This window comes from Erythrobacter sp. 'gip.4 top 5' (assembly GCF_056495765.1).
In genome coordinates this window covers 722,883-739,010 of the sequence record NZ_CP200270.1, presented here as the reverse complement: position 1 = coordinate 739,010, position 16,128 = coordinate 722,883, and the positions used below count along the sequence as shown (strand labels likewise).

The following is a 16,128-nucleotide window of genomic DNA, read 5'->3' as shown; positions in this document are numbered from 1 at the left end:
TCAGCCATGGCGCGAGATATGGGTACGGCAAGGCTCGTACAAAAGACCCTTGCGGCTCCGGCTCAGCCTCCGAGCAGCCCGAAACCCCACAGGAGCACAGATTTTTGCGCGTGGATGCGATTTTCGGCCTCGTCGAAAACGACCGATTGCGACCCCGCGAACACGTCCTCACTGACCTCTTCGCCAACGTGCGCCGGAAGACAGTGGAGAAAAACTGCATCCGGCTTTGCCAAGGCCATCAGTGTGGCGTTGACCTGGTATGGGGCCATAGCCGCAAGTTTCTCGTCAGCATGGGCCTGCCCCATTGAGACCCATGTATCGGTGACGATCACGTCCGCTCCACGTGCCGCAGCTTGCGCGTCCTGCGTTATTGTGACGGTCGCGCCACCTGCGCGCGCTGATTCAACGAAGATCGTATCGGGTTCATAACCTTTCGGCACCGCCACGCGGACGTTGAACTTCATCAGCCCCGCCGCTTCAAGGATCGAATGCAGCACGTTGTTGCCATCTCCGAACCAAGCCACTTCAAGACCGGGAAGCGCCTTGCCATGTTCGATCACGGTTAGGAGATCAGCGACAATTTGGCACGGATGCGACATGTCGGTCAGTCCATTGATGACAGGCACTGTGGCATGGCGCGCCATTTCCTCGATCTTGGCGTGATCGTCGGTGCGCAACATGATGGCATCGACCATCCGGCTGAGCACCCGAGCGGTATCAGCAATGCTCTCGCCCCGCCCGATTTGGCTTGAGGCCGAATCAAGCAGCAGCACGCTCCCGCCGAGTTGGCGCATTGCGATGTCGAAGCTGACCCGCGTGCGGGTGGAGCTTTTCTCGAACACGAGCGCCAGCACCTTTCCGAAAAGCGGCACATCGGTATCGACTGCGCCTTTGGGTTTGCCCGCTCGCGCCGCCTTGCGATCAATCGCATCGTTGATCATGGCTGCGATGTCATCGCCGCCTGCATCGCCAAGGTCGAGAAAATGGCGATACTGCCCGCCGCCTTCGATATTTGAGCCAGTCATGCCAGTTCCGGCACCTTGAAGCTCGCCGCACCCGCCGACAGTTTGTCGAAAAACTCGTCGATCTCCGCATCGCCGATGACCAGCGGCGGAATGATGCGGATGGTATTGTCGCCTGCCGCCACCGTTAGCAACTGGTGGTGATCGCGCAGGTGTACGTAAAACGGGCGGCATTCGACTTTCATCTTGAGGCCGAGCATCAGCCCCTTGCCGCGTACCAGTTCGAACAATTCAGGATAATTGCCGATAAACTGTTCAAGTCGCGAGCGCAGCCGCTCGCCTTTATCAGCCACGGAGGCAAGAAACGCGTCGTTCGCGACGGCGTCCATCACTGCCATTCCAGCTGCCATTGCTAGTGGATTTCCACCATACGTCGACCCGTGCGTGCCGAATGTCATGCCGCGCGCGGCCTTTTCGGTAGCCACGCAAGCGCCCAGCGGAAAACCTCCGCCAATGCCCTTGGCAGTTGCCATGATGTCCGGCGCAACCCCGTAATGTTCATAGGCATAAAGCTTGCCAGTGCGCGCAACGCCGCATTGCACCTCATCCAGAACCAGCATCAAACCATGCTCATCACACAGCGCGCGTAGGCCCTCCATAAACTCATGCGTAGCGGGGCGGATGCCGCCTTCGCCCTGGATCGGTTCCACCAAAATCGCTGCCGTCTTCGGGCCGATGAGCGCTTTGACGGCTTCCAGGTCATCAAAGGGGGCGTACTTGAATCCATCGAGCAGCGGCGCGAAGCCGTGGTGCATCTTGGTCTGGTTCGAGGCGCTGATTGTCGCCATCGTCCGCCCGTGAAAAGCATTGTGGAAGGTGATGATTTCAAACCGGTTGGTGTCGCCCTCTTCCCCTGCGTTCTGGTGATACGCACGTGCGACCTTGATGGCGCACTCGACCGCTTCGGCGCCCGAATTGGTGAAGAAAACCGTATCACCGAAGGTTGTATCGACCAGCATTTGCGCCAATCGTTCGCCTTGCGGGCTGCCATACAGGTTCGATACGTGCATCAGCGTTGCCGCTTGTTGCTGGATCGCGGCAATCAGCCCCTCATGCGAATGCCCGAGCAGGTTCACGGCGATGCCGCTGGCAAAATCCAGATAGCGGGTACCGTTCTCATCGATGAGGTGGCAGTGTTCGCCGCGCACCGGCCGGACACCGCTGCGCGGATAGACGGGCATAAGCGGGGTAATCGACATCGGCATTGTCCTGATTTGCAAAGAGGCAAAAGACTAAAATGCAAATGGCGGCCCTGCACCAGAGCCGCCATCTGCAATCTGTGTTTATCGTCTACCAACCCTGCGTGGAACCCCAGAGGCGGTTGGGGCTACGTTCAGCCTTCGATCGGCGCCAGATTGACGGCGGAATGTTTCCCGCGTCGATCAACCTCTAGATCGAATTCATAACGCTCGCCTTCGTTCAGAGCGGAAAGCCCCGAACGCTCGACCGCGCTGATGTGGACGAAGGCATCAGGCTCGCCGTCATCACGAACAAGAAAGCCAAAGCCCTTCATTCCGTTGAAGAACTTGACCGTGCCCTTAACCCGTTCACCTGTTAGCTCGCGCTGAGGTGCAGTTGGCTTGGCCGCCACCGCGATCACATCGCCGACCACCTGAAGGTCTTGCGCCGACACCTTGCCGCCGCGGTCAACGAGGTTATATTGAAGCTCTTGGCCTTCGGCGAGCCCTTCAAATCCGGCGCGCTCAACCGCGCTGATGTGAACGAACACATCTTCACCGCCGGTTTCCTGTTGGATGAAGCCAAAGCCCTTCTGCGTGTTGAAGAACTTCACAGTGCCCTTGCCGGTGCCAACGATCTGCGCGGGCATCCGCGGCGCGCCGCCAAACCCTCCGCCACCGCCGCTGCCGCCGCCGGGACCGCGCGGCCCACCGCTAAAGCCGCCGCCCCGAGGAGCGCCGCCACTGCCGCCGCTGTAGCGATCACCGCCGCCGCCGCCGAAACGGTCACCGCTGCCAAAATCTCGCGCGGGCGGAAAACCGTCGTTCCCACCGCCAAACGGATCGAAACCTTCTTCGCCGAAACCGTCGCGCTTATCGCGTCCGCGCCGGCGTCCCCTATCGTAACCCATAGATCAGTACGTACCTTGCCACACTGCCCGGCTTCCATTGTGCCGATGTCGTGGACAGTGAGCCGCACCGGACACAGGCGCGAAGGGCTTGCGGTCCATCGCGCGCGCAGCGCAGGACATAGCGCATAAAAGCTTGCTTTGCGAATGAATTTACTGCGGTCGCATGAGTGGAAGCACAGCATGTTACTGCCGCGCTTGTGCCATAACGCCACCTTGGGCATGAGTGGAGCCGAAGCTGCCGAGGAATACAGAACTGACCATGAGTGATTTTCGCCAATTGACCGAAAATATGATTGTAAGCCAACAGCTTACTCTTAATGATGTGGCCGCCGCAGCAGCAATTGGTGTGGGTCTTATCGTCAACAACCGCCCTGATGGCGAAGACCCTTCGGCGCCACAGGGCGAAGAAATTGCAGCCGCTGCGGCCGCCGCCGGCATGAATTACGCTGCCATCCCGATTGGTCATTCCGGGTTCAGCGAACCGCAGGTCAATGCCATGATCGATGCGATGGAGCAGGCCGAAGGCCCGATTCTCGCCTATTGCCGATCGGGCACCCGCTCGACCTTCCTGTGGGCGTTGGCCGCCGCAAAGCAGGGTGTTGAGCCGCAAGCCATCGCGCAAACAGCCGCGCAGGCCGGGTATGATGTCAGTCCAATTCGCGCGATGATCGACATGCTCGCGGCGCGTTGAAGCGTCTTGTTGTGACCATATCGCCCCTACTGGTCCAGACCGCCGGTTCGCTTGCCGCGATTCTCGCGCTTTATGGGCTAACACGGTGGATGAAACTGGGCGGCACCCCGAAACTCGATAGTGAAGATGCCGTGCGGCGTGCGGTGGGCGAGGTCGAAGACGGCTTTACGCCGACTGATGTTGTTTGCGATGCCGAAGGCGCAGGCGCGCTAGCCCGCGATGCGGCCGGCCGGATCATGCTGGTTCGGCGGCACGGAACGCGTTTTGCCGGAAGGTTGCTCACGCCGCAGGCGAGCGCATCGCTTTCAGCGGAAAAAGACCAACCCAGTTTGACGATCGACACAGGTGAAGCGCGGTTCGGCAAGACCATCCTCAACATCGCTGATCCCGCGACTTGGGCCAATGCGATCAATCGTATATGATGGCCCACGAGATGCCCGATTTTAATCCCACGCAATACGCCGTACCACTGTTTGTGGTTGCAGTGCTGGCCGAAATGATCTGGGCCAAGCTGCGGGCGCCTGACGCTTACGAGCCCAAAGACACCCTTATCAGCCTATCCTTCGGCCTTGGTTCAACGGTCGCAGGGGCGTTACTGGGCGGGTTCGCTGTCACCTTAATGCTACTCGCCTATAACTGGCGGGTGGCGGATTTTGGCTCGGAATGGTGGGCCGTGTGGTGGGCCTGGCCTGCGTGCTTCGTGCTCGACGATCTCAAATATTACTGGGTTCACCGCGCCGGACACCGCATCCGCTGGATGTGGGCGAGCCATGTGAACCACCATTCGAGCCAGCATTACAACTTGTCGACTGCGCTCCGGCAGACTTGGACTGGGCCTTTCACCTTTGGGGTGCTTTTCACCATCCCGCTCGTATTGCTTGGTTTTCACCCAGCGATGATCGCGATCTGTGGCGGGTTTAACCTGATTTACCAGTTCTGGATCCACACCGAGGCAATCAAGCGGATGCCGCGCTGGTTCGAAGCGGTGATGAACACGCCATCGCATCACCGCGTCCATCACGCCACCAACCCACGCTATCTTGACAAGAATTACGCCGGTGTCTTTGTCGTCTGGGATCGGATGTTCGGCACCTTCGAAGCGGAGGTGGATGTAGAAGATGAGCCGATTCGCTACGGCATCGTCAAACAACTGGGCAGCTTCAATCTCTTGTGGGCAGTGTTCCACGAGTGGGCCGGGATGCTGAGTGATATCTGGCACGCCCCTTGGAAGCACAAGCTGTCCTACCTGCTGCGTGAACCCGGCTGGAGCCACGATGGCAGCCGCGAGACCTCCGCTATGATCCGCGCAAAATGGGAGGCCAGAACAAGCACCGCCGACGTTGCGCCTCACGCAACATCAGTGGCTGATCGAAACCGGATTGCGGACCTCGGCGAAGCCGCTTAGTCTCCCTTTCAAAAGGGAGAGATCATGGAAAGCTTCGACTACATCGTCATCGGCGGTGGTAGCGCCGGCAGTGCTGTCGCAGGGCGGCTCGCCGTTGACGGCTCGCGACGGATTTGCCTGTTGGAAGCGGGGGGACGAAACGACAATATCCTGGTAAAAACACCGGGATTCATGCCGTTTTTGCTCAAGAACGCCAATTACCGTTTCGAAACTGTCCCGCAGAAGGGCCTGAATGGCCGCACCGGATATCAACCCCGCGGCAAGGGTCTTGGCGGTTCTTCGGCCATCAACGCAATGGTCTATATCCGCGGCAATCGCTGGGATTACGACAATTGGGAAGCGATGGGTTGCGGCGGCTGGGCCTATGATGACGTGCTTCCCTACTTCAAACGCGCCGAAGGCAACGAGCGCGGCGGCGACGAATATCATGGTCACGGCGGTCCGCTGTTTGTCGAAGATCAGAAATACGCCAACCCGTCTTCTCACGCCTTTGTCGAGGCAGCCGCGGCGTTGCAGCTGCGCACCAACAACGATTTCAATGGCGAGCGCCAGGAGGGCTTCGGTCTTTATCAGGTAACGCAGCATAAGGGTGAACGCTGGTCAGCCGCGCGCGCCTACGTCGAGCCGATCCGGGATGCAGGCAACTTTACTGTCCGCACCGATACGCTGGTAGAAAAGCTCGTGATAGAAGAGGGGCGTGTCACTGGCGTCCAGATAAGGCGTGCTGGCCAGAGCGAAACGCTACTCGCCCGCCGGGGCGTGGTGCTGAGCGCGGGCACATTCAACACCCCCCAAATCCTGATGCTGTCAGGCATCGGCCCGGCTGACCATCTCAAAGCTCAAGGCATCGAGGTTGCGCTGGATCGTCCGGCGGTCGGCACCAATCTCCAAGACCATATCGACTATGTCTCAGGCTGGGAAACCGACAGCGACGTTCCCATCGGCAGCACGCTGAAAGGTACGCTTCGGATGGCGGCAGCGGTTGTCGAGCATCGTCGTAAGCGTACCGGGGTGATGACCACGCCCTATGCCGAAGCGGGAGGGTTCTGGACCGTGATGGCGGATAGCCCTGCGCCCGATGTGCAATGGCACTTCGTTCCAGCGGTGCTGGAAGACCATGGCCGCGAGAAGGTGACAGCGCACGGCTTTTCGCTTCATGCCTGTGTGCTGCGGCCCGAAAGCCGTGGCACGGTACGACTAGGCAGCAACGATGCGGCCGCAGCCCCGGTGATCGACCCCAACTTCCTTGCTGATGATCGCGACATGGCCGTGCTGCGCGGCGGTGTGCGCCTGTCGCACCGGATCGCGGAGGCGCCGCCAATGCAGGCCTTTGGTCCAAAGGATCGCCACCCGGTTGATCTCAATGACGATGCCGCGCTGGACGAACTGATCCGCAACCGTTCGGACTCAGTCTATCACCCAGTCGGAACTTGCCGGATGGGTTCAGACGCGGATGCGGTAGTCGATCCGACACTGAGGCTAAAGGGGCTGGAAGGTCTTTGGGTAGCCGATGCGAGTATCATGCCCAAGCTCGTCAGTGGCAACACCAATGCGCCAAGCATCATGATTGGCGAGCGGTGTGCCGATTTCGTGATGGCGGCGGAAAACGCCTGACTTGTACAATAACCGGGCGCTCTGTTCTGGCCCATAGGGCCGCTCAGGGCAACCGGCCGGCCATGCACGGCGTTAGCAGCAGCCAGATCGGGGCCACCGAAGACTAGGCCGCAAAACCACAAATTAAAAAATGGGCCGGAGGGTTTCACCGCTCCGGCCCGTGTTCAGTTTGTTCGTTCGCAGGAGGAACGCGGTGAGGCGGAGGGAGAGGAGACGGAGAGAGACCTCCCCCCGCCAAGCTTGTTGGGTGCGCTCAGCTGTAGGCGCGCTCCCCATGTTCGGAGATGTCGAGCCCGTTGACCTCGGCTTCTTCATCGACCCGCAGGCCAATGGTCAGCTTGACAAGGAAGCCCGCAATTAACGTGCCGATACCGGCCCACGCGATCGTCACCAGGACGCTGAAGACCTGCACGCCGAGCTGGTCGCCTAGCGCGGTCGAACCGTCACCGGGGCCGCCAAGGAACGGCTGGTAGACCACCGCTGTGCCAATCGCGCCGACAATGCCGCCCACACCGTGAATACCAAAGGCGTCGAGCGAGTCGTCGTAGCCGAACTTGGCTTTCACCTTGGCAACGAAGATATAGCAGATCAACGAGGCAATGATGCCGAGCAGGATCGCGCCAAACGGGCCGCTATTACCTGCCGCGGGGGTCACCGCGACAAGACCAGCGATCACGCCCGAGCAGAAGCCCAGCGCCGATCCTTTGTGCCCCGCTGCCCGCTCCGCCACCATCCAGGTCAGCGCCCCGGCTGCGGTGGCGACGAAGGTGTTGATCATGGCAAGGCCAGCGGAACCATCGGCCTCCAGCGCCGAACCGGCGTTGAACCCGAACCAGCCCACCCACAGAAGGCCGGTGCCGATCATGGTCATCACGAGGCTGTGCGGAGGCATCGGTTCGGAGGGATAACCCCGACGCTTGCCGAGCAGGTAGGCAAGAACAAGACCCGACACACCGGCGTTGATGTGCACCACAGTGCCGCCAGCAAAGTCGAGCGCGCCGTCTTCGAACAACAGGCCGCCGCCAGCCCACACCATGTGCGCGATCGGGAAATAGACAATCGTCAGCCAGATCGGCACAAACGCCATCACCGCACTGAACTTCATCCGCTCCGCCGTTGCCCCTAGAATCAGCGCGGCGGTGATTGCGGCGAAGGTCATCTGGAAGCTGATGAAGACATATTTGCTGATGACCTCGTCGGTGAAGGTCGCCGCCGTGCTGCTCGCATCCGTTCCGGACAGGAAATAGCTCCCTCCGCTGAAGAACAGGCCCAGCGTGCCTTCATATACGGTGTCGCCAAACGCGAGGCTGTAACCCCACATCACCCACACCAACATGGCAAGACACGCGGTCGCCCCGATCTGTGTCATGGTGGAAAGCATGTTCTTGGAACGGGTCAGGCCGCCGTAGAACAATGCAAGACCCGGCAAGATCATGAGCATCACCAAAACGGTCGCGGTCATCATCCAGGCGTTGTTGCCCGGATTGGGAACGGCCGGTGCAGCTTCCGCCGCAGCCGTTACGGCTTCGGCAACGTCTGCTACGGGCGCGGCAAAAGCAGGACCGGCCAGCAAGGCCGCCCCGGTCATCAGCGCCGCAGCATTGAGGAAATTACGCTTCATTGCATGGCCCCTTTAAAGCGCGGTTTCGCCGGTCTCGCCGGTCCGGATGCGGGTGGCAGACGCGAGATCGAACACGAAAATCTTGCCGTCGCCGATCGCCCCGGTGTTGGCGGTGGTTTGAATGGTTTCCACCACTTGCGCAGCGACATCGTCGCTGGCAGCAATCTCAAGCTTCACCTTGGGAAGCATGTTGGTGGAGTATTCCGCACCCCGGTAAATCTCGGTCTGACCTTTCTGGCGACCAAAGCCCTTGACCTCGGTTACGGTCATTCCCGCGATACCGATCCCGCTCAACGCTTCGCGCACAGTGTCGAGCTTGAACGGTTTGATGATGGCGATGATGAATTTCATCTGTGGCCCCTGTTGCGCCGGATTATTCCGGTCAGCAAAGTCACAGCAACAAGCGTGCCACATTTGTGTAACGCGGGCGACGCAACGGAATCCCCACGTTTCTTCGCAACTGCGGAAAATTACATGCCTAAAAGTTAATCGTGTGATTATATTTTGGGCAGAATTCCGGATCGACTTACAGAAAATTGCGCAAGGTAGCGATGAAGCGGTCGAACTGGTCGTGGTGCAGCCAGTGTCCCGCTTTCTCAAACTCAATCACGCGCGCGGTGTTGAAATGCGCAATCCGCCCGTCTTTCTCCGGGTTCGACGCCCAACTGCCCGCGCCGTAAAGCAGCAGCGTCGGACAAGTAATCGCACCCCACAGGTCCGCGATGAACTCATCGCCGACATCCTCGACCGGCCACACGTTGAGGTGGGGATCAAACTTCCAGCTGTAGGTGCCGTCCTCGTTACGGTTGACGCCGTGGACAGTCAGGTGCCGCGCCTGGTCCTCAGTGAGATAGGCGTTTTCCTCGATCATCCGCGCGAAGGCGGCTTCGATGCTTTCGTATTTGCGCGGCGACCGCCCGGCCGCTTTGCGCTTCTTCTCGATCCAATCGGCCAAGCGTTCGCCATAAGGTACCGCCCGCTGCTTGGCACGCGATTCGGGCGAAGGGCCGAGACCTTCGATCGCCACCAGTTTCGTGACCATATCGGGGAAAGCGCCCGCATAACGCAGCGCAACATTGCCGCCCATTGAATGCGCCACCATCCGCACCGGGCCGACGCCCAGTTGATGGATCAGTTGCGCCAGATCATAGACCATGTCGGCAGCCGAATAGACTCCGTCCGACACCCAGTCGCTATCGCCGTGGCCGCGATGGTCCATCGCGATCACATGGTAATCCGCGCTGAGCGCTTCGGCGGTCCAGTCCCACGACCGCGCGTGATCGCGCCCACCATGCACAAGCACCAGCGGCGGCTTGGCCCCACGTTCACTCGGCCCGCCCCATTCGAGAAAATTCAGGCGAAGGCGTTGGGAAATGAAGGTCTGCGAGGTCGGGCCGGTTTCGTGCATGTCTCACGCCATGCCGTGAACGTCGCCCTGTCGCAAGACTACCGTTCCTTCGTGGCGGAGAAGGTCAGCTGCGGGTTCTTTTCGACTTGATAGCTGACATCCCAAGGGCTCTTGGCCATGAACACATAATCGCCATCACGGTCGCGGGCGAGATTGGCGCGGTTGAAGCCAGCAAACTCTTCCAACGCCTTTTCATCGCCCTTGATCCAGCGTGCCGTGGCAAAGGGAGAAGGTTCAAGCACAGCTTCTACCTTGTATTCGGCCTCCAACCGCGAAATCAGCACTTCAAGCTGCAATTGCCCGACGACGCCCACGATATGGGCCGAGCCGATGTCCGGGTAGAACACTTGAATCACGCCTTCTTCGCTGAGGTCATCCAGAGCCTTGCGCAATTGCTTGGTCTTGGTCGGGTCGCGCAGTTGCACGCGGCGCAGGATTTCCGGCGCGAAGTTGGGCAGGCCGGTGAAGCGTACCTGATTGCGTTCAGACAGCGTGTCGCCCACCCGCAGCGTGCCGTGATTGGGGATGCCGATAATGTCGCCCGCTTCCGCCGTGTCCGCCAACTCGCGATCCTGCGCAAAAAACAGGATCGGGGAGTGCACCGCAATCGGTTTGCCGAGGCCTGACGGCGTCAACTTCATCCCGCGTTTAAAGGTGCCCGAGACCTGTCGCATGAAGGCGATGCGGTCACGGTGATTGGGGTCCATATTGGCCTGCACCTTGAAGATGAACCCGGTGACCTCGTCACGCGACGGGTCGATCTGCTCCTCGCCCGCAGGCTGCGGCCGGGGCGGCGGGGCGTAGCGGGAAATGGCGTCGATCAGCTCAATCACACCAAAGTTCTTGAGCGCCGAACCGAAATAGACAGGTGTAAGATCGCCATTGCGGAACGCCTCGAGGTCGAACTCCGGGTATCCGCCGCGCGCTAGCTCGATTTCGTCAACAAAACGCTGGGGGATCGCGGCCGTATCACGGGTGCCGAGGAATTCGCGGCTGGGGCCTTCGGGGCGACTGACGGTTTCGGTTGCGAAGTCGAGAATACCCTCGAACTCGCCGCCCATCCCGATCGGCCACATCTGCGGACTGACATCGAGCGCCAGCATATCGGCGACCTCATCCAGCGTCTCGAACGGGTCACGCCCTTCGCGGTCAACCTTGTTGACGAAGGTGATGATCGGCACGCTGCGCAAGCGGCAGACCTCGAACAGTTTGCGCGTCTGCGGCTCGATGCCTTTCGCGGCGTCGATCACCATCACGGCCGAATCGACGGCGGTGAGCGTGCGGTAGGTGTCTTCCGAGAAATCCTCGTGCCCCGGCGTGTCGAGCAGGTTGAAAACGATCCCGTCACGCTCAAAGGTCATCACTGAGGACGTAACCGAGATCCCGCGTTGCTGCTCGATCTTCATCCAGTCCGACCGCGCACGTCGCGCTTGCCCGCGCGCCTTGACCTCGCCAGCCAAGTGAATCGCGCCGCCTTGCAGCAGCAGCTTTTCAGTGAGTGTGGTCTTGCCCGCGTCAGGGTGCGAGATGATCGCGAAGGTGCGGCGGTTGCTCTTGGGGTCGGAGGTCATTGCAGGGAGCTCTTGATGATCAGCTTGCGCAGCCCGACGGCGGCAAGTCCGTAAATGACAAGGACGGCGTCGACCAGCAGGATGATAAAGCCGTACAAGGCGTCCTCTCCGGAACTGATCATCAGCGAGCCCCCCCAGATGCCGAGCAGCACCACAACCCCGCCCAGGGTGGCGAATGCCACACGCAGCCGGAACGTAACGAGCAGGGCCGGAAAGCCGCCGAGCACCACCGTGAACACAGCGAGCGTCGCATGCGTGTCTGCGTAGGCCGGATTAAGGCCGAGCAGCACGAACACGACCAAGCAGGCCACCGCCACGCCAGTGAGCAAAATGCCGATCACGAGGAGCCCCTTGCGGCTCATCACCCCTCGCGCGCAACGCGGAAGCCCGCGAAGTCCTGGTTGACCGGCATCAGCTCGATCCGGTTGATGTTGAGATGCGGCGGTAGAGTGGCGATCCATAGGATCGTATCGGCAATGTCCTGACCGGTCATCGGGTGGACTCCGCGATAGAGGCTGTCGGAAGCCTCCTGACTGCCAGTGCGCACCACGGTGAATTCGGTTTCGACCATCCCCGGCTCGATGCTGGTGACGCGCACCCCGGTGCCATGGAGATCGGCGCGCAAGGCCAGCGTGAAGTGGTTGGCGAAGGCCTTGGACCCGGCATAGACATTGCCGCCCGGATAGACATAGCTGCCCGCCACCGAGCCAATGGCGATGATCGCGCCTTTGCGCGCGATCAGGCCCGGCAGCAGCTTGCGGGTCAGCACCACCATCGCGGTGATGTTGGTCTCGATCATGGTGTGCCAATCATCGAGATTGGCGTCTTGCGCGGGCGAGAGGCCTTGGGCCAGCCCCGCGTTGTTCACCAGCAGATCGATGTCGCGAAAAGCCTCGGGCAGCTCGGCCAGTGTAGCGTCCAGCGCATCAGTGTCGCGCACGTCGAAGCAGGCCGGGTGGACCTTGTCCGGGCCCAGTTCCGCGACCAGCGCATCCAGCCGTTCCTGCCGGCGCCCGGTCGCCACGCAGCGCCATCCATTCGCGACGAGCGTGCGGGCCGTGGCAAGGCCGATCCCGGCTGTGGCACCGGTGACAAAAGCGGTTTTCATCCGCGCAACTCTCCGCCCTGCCTCGCCGCTGCTGCCACGACCTTCTCCGCAATCGCCTTGAGATCCGCGTCCTTGAAGCTGGCTTCACCCGGCTGAAGTGTGACTTCGACAGCGATAGACTTGTGGCCTTCGGGCACGCCCTGTCCGGCAAAAACATCGAACACACGCACGCTGGCAATGTTCGCTTTGTCTGCGCCTTGCACGGCGCGCACCAGATCGCCCGCTGCCAGCGTTGCCGGAACGAGGAAGGCAAAGTCACGGGTTACGGCCTGAAGCGCAGGCGGAGCGAAGCCGGGCCGCGCGAAGGCTGCATTCTTCCTAGCCGGGATCGCATCAAGGAAGAGTTCGATCGCCGCAATCGGCCCTTCGACATCAAAGGTCTTGAGCGTTGCGGGATGCACCATGCCGAAGCGGGCCAATACCGTCTTGGGACCAAGCCGCAAAGTGGCAGACTGGCCAGGGTGGAACTGCGCGCCTGCCTCGCCCATGACCATCAGGTTCGTGATGGGAGCACCCGCTGCTTCGAGCAGTTGTAACGCAAGCGCCTTGGCATCGAAGGCGTCAAACGCCTTGGTCTTGCCCGTCTGCCAGCTGCGGGCAGCCTTCTCGCCCGCCAACACGATGCCCAGCGTTGGCTTTTCGTCGCTAAGGCCATTGCTTGCGCGAAAATAGCGCCGCCCGATTTCGAAGAGCCGTGATGCGGGCGCACCGCGATCGGCGTTTCGTTTGGCCGCCATCAACAGACCCGGCAACAGCGAAGGACGCATGGTTTTCATGTCCTCGCTGATCGGATTGGCGAGCAGCCAGAGCGATTGATCGCCCGCGAAATGCGCCGCCGCCTTTTCAGGCAGGAAGCTCCAGGTGATCGCCTCGTTCAATCCGACAGCAGCGGAAGCACGGCGCAGGCCGCGCTCGAGCGTCTGTTGCGGCGTCGCGGTCGGCCTTGCCACCCCTTCGACCCGGGGTAGAGGCACGCTAGCCACCGCGTCGAGCCCGTAAATGCGGACGATTTCCTCGACCAGATCGGCCGGGCCCTCGACATCGTGGCGACGCAGCGGGCAGGTAACGATAAAGTCTGCATCCACACCAAAGCCGAGGCTTTCGAGAATGCGCTGCTGTTCGTCGCGCGCCACATTCACTCCGCCCAAGCGGAGCGTCAGGCCGGGATCGAAAGCGATGATCTTAGCGGCACGCGGCGGTGAACCGGCGCGCACCACTTCGCTAGGCATGCCACCTGCCAATTCCACGATCAGTCCGGTCAGCAGAGCGAGGCCATCGTCCAGAAACTCCGGATCGACGCCGCGTTCAAACCGCGTGCGCGCGTCCGAAGACAGGCCCAGCTTACGCCCAGTGGCGCCGATGCGAGCGGGATCGAAGTAGGCAATTTCGAGCAGCACGTCGGTGGTGCTCCCCGAAACACCCGAATGTTCGCCGCCCATGAGCCCGGCAATGTCGTGCACGTGGCTATCATCCGCGATCACCACCATCTCGCTATCAAGCGTGTAGGTCTTCTCGTTCAGCGCCAGCACCTGCTCGCCGTCCTTGGCCCGTCGCGCGACCACCGCACCCGAAAGCTTGGCAAGGTCATAGACATGGGCGGGCCGGCCATAGGCCAGCACCAGGTAATTGGTCAGATCGACCAGCAGCGAAATCGGACGCTGGCCCGCGCTCTTGAGCCGCGCCTGCAACCAATCGGGCGACGCACCGTTAGTCACGCCAGTAATGACGCGGCCGTAGAAGGCGGGGCAGCCCTCGACGTCATCGGTGCGGATTCCGACCGGAGATGGTCCGCTGGCAGTGAACGCGGGCATCGCGATCGGCTTCAACGTCCCCAACCCCTTCGCCGCCAGATCGCGGGCAATGCCATAGACGCCCATGCAATCGGGACGGTTGGGCGTCACGGCGACTTCGATTACCGGGCTTGAGCCATGATAATCCGCAAAGTTTTTGCCGACCGGCGCATCAGCGGGCAATTCGATGATCCCGTCGTGATCCTCGCCCAGCTCCAACTCGCGAACTGAGCACATCATGCCGTTGCTCTCGACACCCCGGATCGCGCTCTTCTTCAGCACCATGCCGTTGGCTGGAACGACCGCGCCCGGAAGGCCCAGCACGCCCTTCATGCCAGCGCGCGCATTGGGCGCGCCGCACACGACTTGCAGTGGCGCACCCTCGCCTGTGTCCACGGTGAGGACTTGCAGCTTGTCGGCATCCGGGTGACGCGCGGCAGTAAGCACGTTGGCGACGCGGAAACCAGCCAGCTTTTGCGCCGGGTCTTCGACGCCCTCAACCTCAAGCCCGATGGCGTTGAGCGCGTCGCAGATTTCAGCCACGGTCGCAGTCGTCTCGAGATGATCCTTGAGCCAGGTCAGCGAGAACTTCATGCCCTCGCTCCTACACCGGCGGATAATGTGGGCTGATCGAACGGCGAGAAACCGTAATGTGCCAGCCAGCGCGGGTCCCCGTCGAAGAAGGCGCGCAAATCGTTCATCCCGTATTTGAGCATGGCAATGCGGTCGATCCCCAAGCCAAAGGCAAAGCCTTGCCATTCGGCGGGATCAAGCCCGGCGAACTCCAGCACGCGGGCGTTGACCATCCCGCTGCCGCCCAATTCCATCCACGCATGACCCGGCGCATCGCCGTGCCCACCGACGACGCGCCGGCCTCCTTCGCTGGAATAACCAACGTCAACCTCGACACTGGGCTCAGTGAAGGGAAAGTAGCTCGGGCGCAGCCGCAGCACGATGTCCTCGCGCTCGAAGAAGGCCTTGAAGAAGGTTTCGAGCGTCCACTTGAGATGGCCCAGGTGAATATCCCGATCGATCACCAGCCCTTCGACCTGATGGAACATCGGCGTGTGGGTGGCATCACTGTCAGAGCGATAGACTCGGCCTGGCGCGATAAGACGAATTGGCGCGCCTTGCGCCAGCATCGCTCGGATCTGCACCGGCGAGGTGTGGGTGCGGAGGAGAATATCCTTTCCGTCGCCCGTTTTGTCCGGGAAGTAGAACGTGTCGTGCATCGCCCGCGCCGGGTGGGTTTCGTCCATGTTGAGCGCGGTGAAATTGTGCCAGTCGTCTTCAATCTCCGGTCCGGTGGCGACAGCGAAGCCGAGGTCGGCAAAGATTTCGGCAAGCTCGTCCATCACTTGGCTGACGGGATGGACAGAGCCCTTCGGCGCCGCCTGCGCAGGCAGCGTCAGGTCGATTGTCTCGCGCGCCAGCTGTGCTTCGAGTTCGGCTAACTCAAGCGCGGCCTTCTTGGCCTCCAGCGCACCGGCTATACTCGCCCGGGCAGCCTGAATTGCGGGCGCGGCGGCTGTACGCTCATCGGGAGTCATGCCCCCGAGAGTCTTCAAGGCAAGGCTCACCCACCCCTTCTTGCCGAGCGTTTCGAGCCGCTGCGCTTCAAGCGTGTCGAGGCTATGCGAGGCCGCGATCGCGACCAGTGCTGCCTCAGTCTGGGATGTGATGTCGTTCATGGCCTCAGGTGGTCTGCTCAGGGATACGTGCCGCTGCCCGCTAGCGGCAAATGATCCGTTTTGCAAAGCAGCTGTCAGGCCATGTCAGCTCGCACATCATCAGTCGCGCACAGGTTCA

General features: G+C 61.2%; 15 protein-coding genes. 4 read left to right on the top strand and 11 right to left on the bottom strand.

Annotated features, from left to right (window positions below; translation table 11 throughout):
- Positions 1-62: 62 nt before the first annotated feature.
- The 3 genes from argF to ACRANW_RS03550 form a co-directional block, all read right to left on the bottom strand.
- A complete protein-coding gene (gene argF / locus ACRANW_RS03560) occupies positions 63-1,025 on the bottom strand; it encodes an ornithine carbamoyltransferase (RefSeq protein WP_479433175.1) in 963 nt (320 codons plus the stop codon).
- Positions 1,022-2,221: an acetylornithine transaminase gene (locus ACRANW_RS03555; protein WP_479433174.1), complete on the bottom strand. Its 1,200-nt coding sequence runs from the start codon at positions 2,219-2,221 to the stop codon at positions 1,022-1,024. Before ACRANW_RS03555 ends, argF begins: the two co-directional genes overlap by 4 nt.
- A gap of 134 nt (positions 2,222-2,355) precedes the next feature.
- Positions 2,356-3,111, bottom strand: coding sequence for a cold-shock protein (locus tag ACRANW_RS03550; protein ID WP_479433173.1), 756 nt, complete (start codon positions 3,109-3,111; stop codon positions 2,356-2,358).
- Between the two features lie 259 nt (positions 3,112-3,370).
- Here ACRANW_RS03550 and ACRANW_RS03545 point away from each other — a divergent pair, with 259 nt between their 5' ends.
- From ACRANW_RS03545 to ACRANW_RS03530, 4 genes are read left to right on the top strand one after another with little or no spacing between them, the layout of a single operon-like run.
- A complete protein-coding gene (locus ACRANW_RS03545) occupies positions 3,371-3,802 on the top strand; it encodes a protein tyrosine phosphatase family protein (protein ID WP_479433172.1) in 432 nt (143 codons plus the stop codon).
- Positions 3,803-3,813: 11 nt separating this feature from the next.
- Complete coding sequence (locus tag ACRANW_RS03540) at positions 3,814-4,224, top strand: hypothetical protein (RefSeq protein ID WP_479433171.1); 411 nt, start codon at positions 3,814-3,816, stop codon at positions 4,222-4,224.
- Positions 4,225-4,235: 11 nt separating this feature from the next.
- On the top strand, positions 4,236-5,207 hold the full coding sequence (locus ACRANW_RS03535; RefSeq protein ID WP_479433858.1) for a sterol desaturase family protein: 972 nt from the start codon (positions 4,236-4,238) through the stop codon (positions 5,205-5,207).
- A gap of 24 nt (positions 5,208-5,231) precedes the next feature.
- The gene (locus ACRANW_RS03530) at positions 5,232-6,821 is read left to right on the top strand and encodes a GMC family oxidoreductase (protein WP_479433170.1); all 1,590 of its coding nucleotides are present in this window, start codon (positions 5,232-5,234) and stop codon (positions 6,819-6,821) included.
- Positions 6,822-7,074: 253 nt separating this feature from the next.
- On the opposite strand, the gene ACRANW_RS03525 is transcribed toward ACRANW_RS03530, so the two are convergent.
- From ACRANW_RS03525 to pheS, 8 genes are all read right to left on the bottom strand, one after another.
- The gene (locus tag ACRANW_RS03525; protein WP_479433169.1) at positions 7,075-8,442 is read right to left on the bottom strand and encodes an ammonium transporter; all 1,368 of its coding nucleotides are present in this window, start codon (positions 8,440-8,442) and stop codon (positions 7,075-7,077) included.
- Between the two features lie 12 nt (positions 8,443-8,454).
- A complete protein-coding gene (locus ACRANW_RS03520) occupies positions 8,455-8,793 on the bottom strand; it encodes a P-II family nitrogen regulator (RefSeq protein ID WP_479433168.1) in 339 nt (112 codons plus the stop codon).
- Positions 8,794-8,968: 175 nt separating this feature from the next.
- Entirely contained in the window at positions 8,969-9,850 is an 882-nt protein-coding gene (locus ACRANW_RS03515; RefSeq protein WP_479433167.1) for an alpha/beta fold hydrolase, read from the bottom strand.
- 38 nt (positions 9,851-9,888) lie between these two features.
- Positions 9,889-11,421 carry a peptide chain release factor 3 gene (locus tag ACRANW_RS03510; RefSeq protein ID WP_479433166.1) on the bottom strand — a complete coding sequence of 511 codons (1,533 nt, stop codon included), beginning with the start codon at positions 11,419-11,421 and terminating at the stop codon, positions 9,889-9,891.
- Positions 11,418-11,783: a hypothetical protein gene (locus tag ACRANW_RS03505; RefSeq protein WP_479433165.1), complete on the bottom strand. Its 366-nt coding sequence runs from the start codon at positions 11,781-11,783 to the stop codon at positions 11,418-11,420. The genes ACRANW_RS03510 and ACRANW_RS03505 overlap by 4 nt, the downstream gene beginning before the upstream one ends.
- Positions 11,783-12,529, bottom strand: a complete 747-nt coding sequence (locus tag ACRANW_RS03500) for an SDR family NAD(P)-dependent oxidoreductase (RefSeq protein ID WP_479433164.1) — start codon at positions 12,527-12,529, stop codon at positions 11,783-11,785. The genes ACRANW_RS03505 and ACRANW_RS03500 overlap by 1 nt, the downstream gene beginning before the upstream one ends.
- Complete coding sequence (gene pheT, locus ACRANW_RS03495; protein ID WP_479433163.1) at positions 12,526-14,913, bottom strand: phenylalanine--tRNA ligase subunit beta; 2,388 nt, start codon at positions 14,911-14,913, stop codon at positions 12,526-12,528. Before pheT ends, ACRANW_RS03500 begins: the two co-directional genes overlap by 4 nt.
- Positions 14,910-16,010: a phenylalanine--tRNA ligase subunit alpha gene (pheS, locus tag ACRANW_RS03490; protein WP_479433162.1), complete on the bottom strand. Its 1,101-nt coding sequence runs from the start codon at positions 16,008-16,010 to the stop codon at positions 14,910-14,912. The genes pheT and pheS overlap by 4 nt, the downstream gene beginning before the upstream one ends.
- Positions 16,011-16,128: the final 118 nt, after the last annotated feature.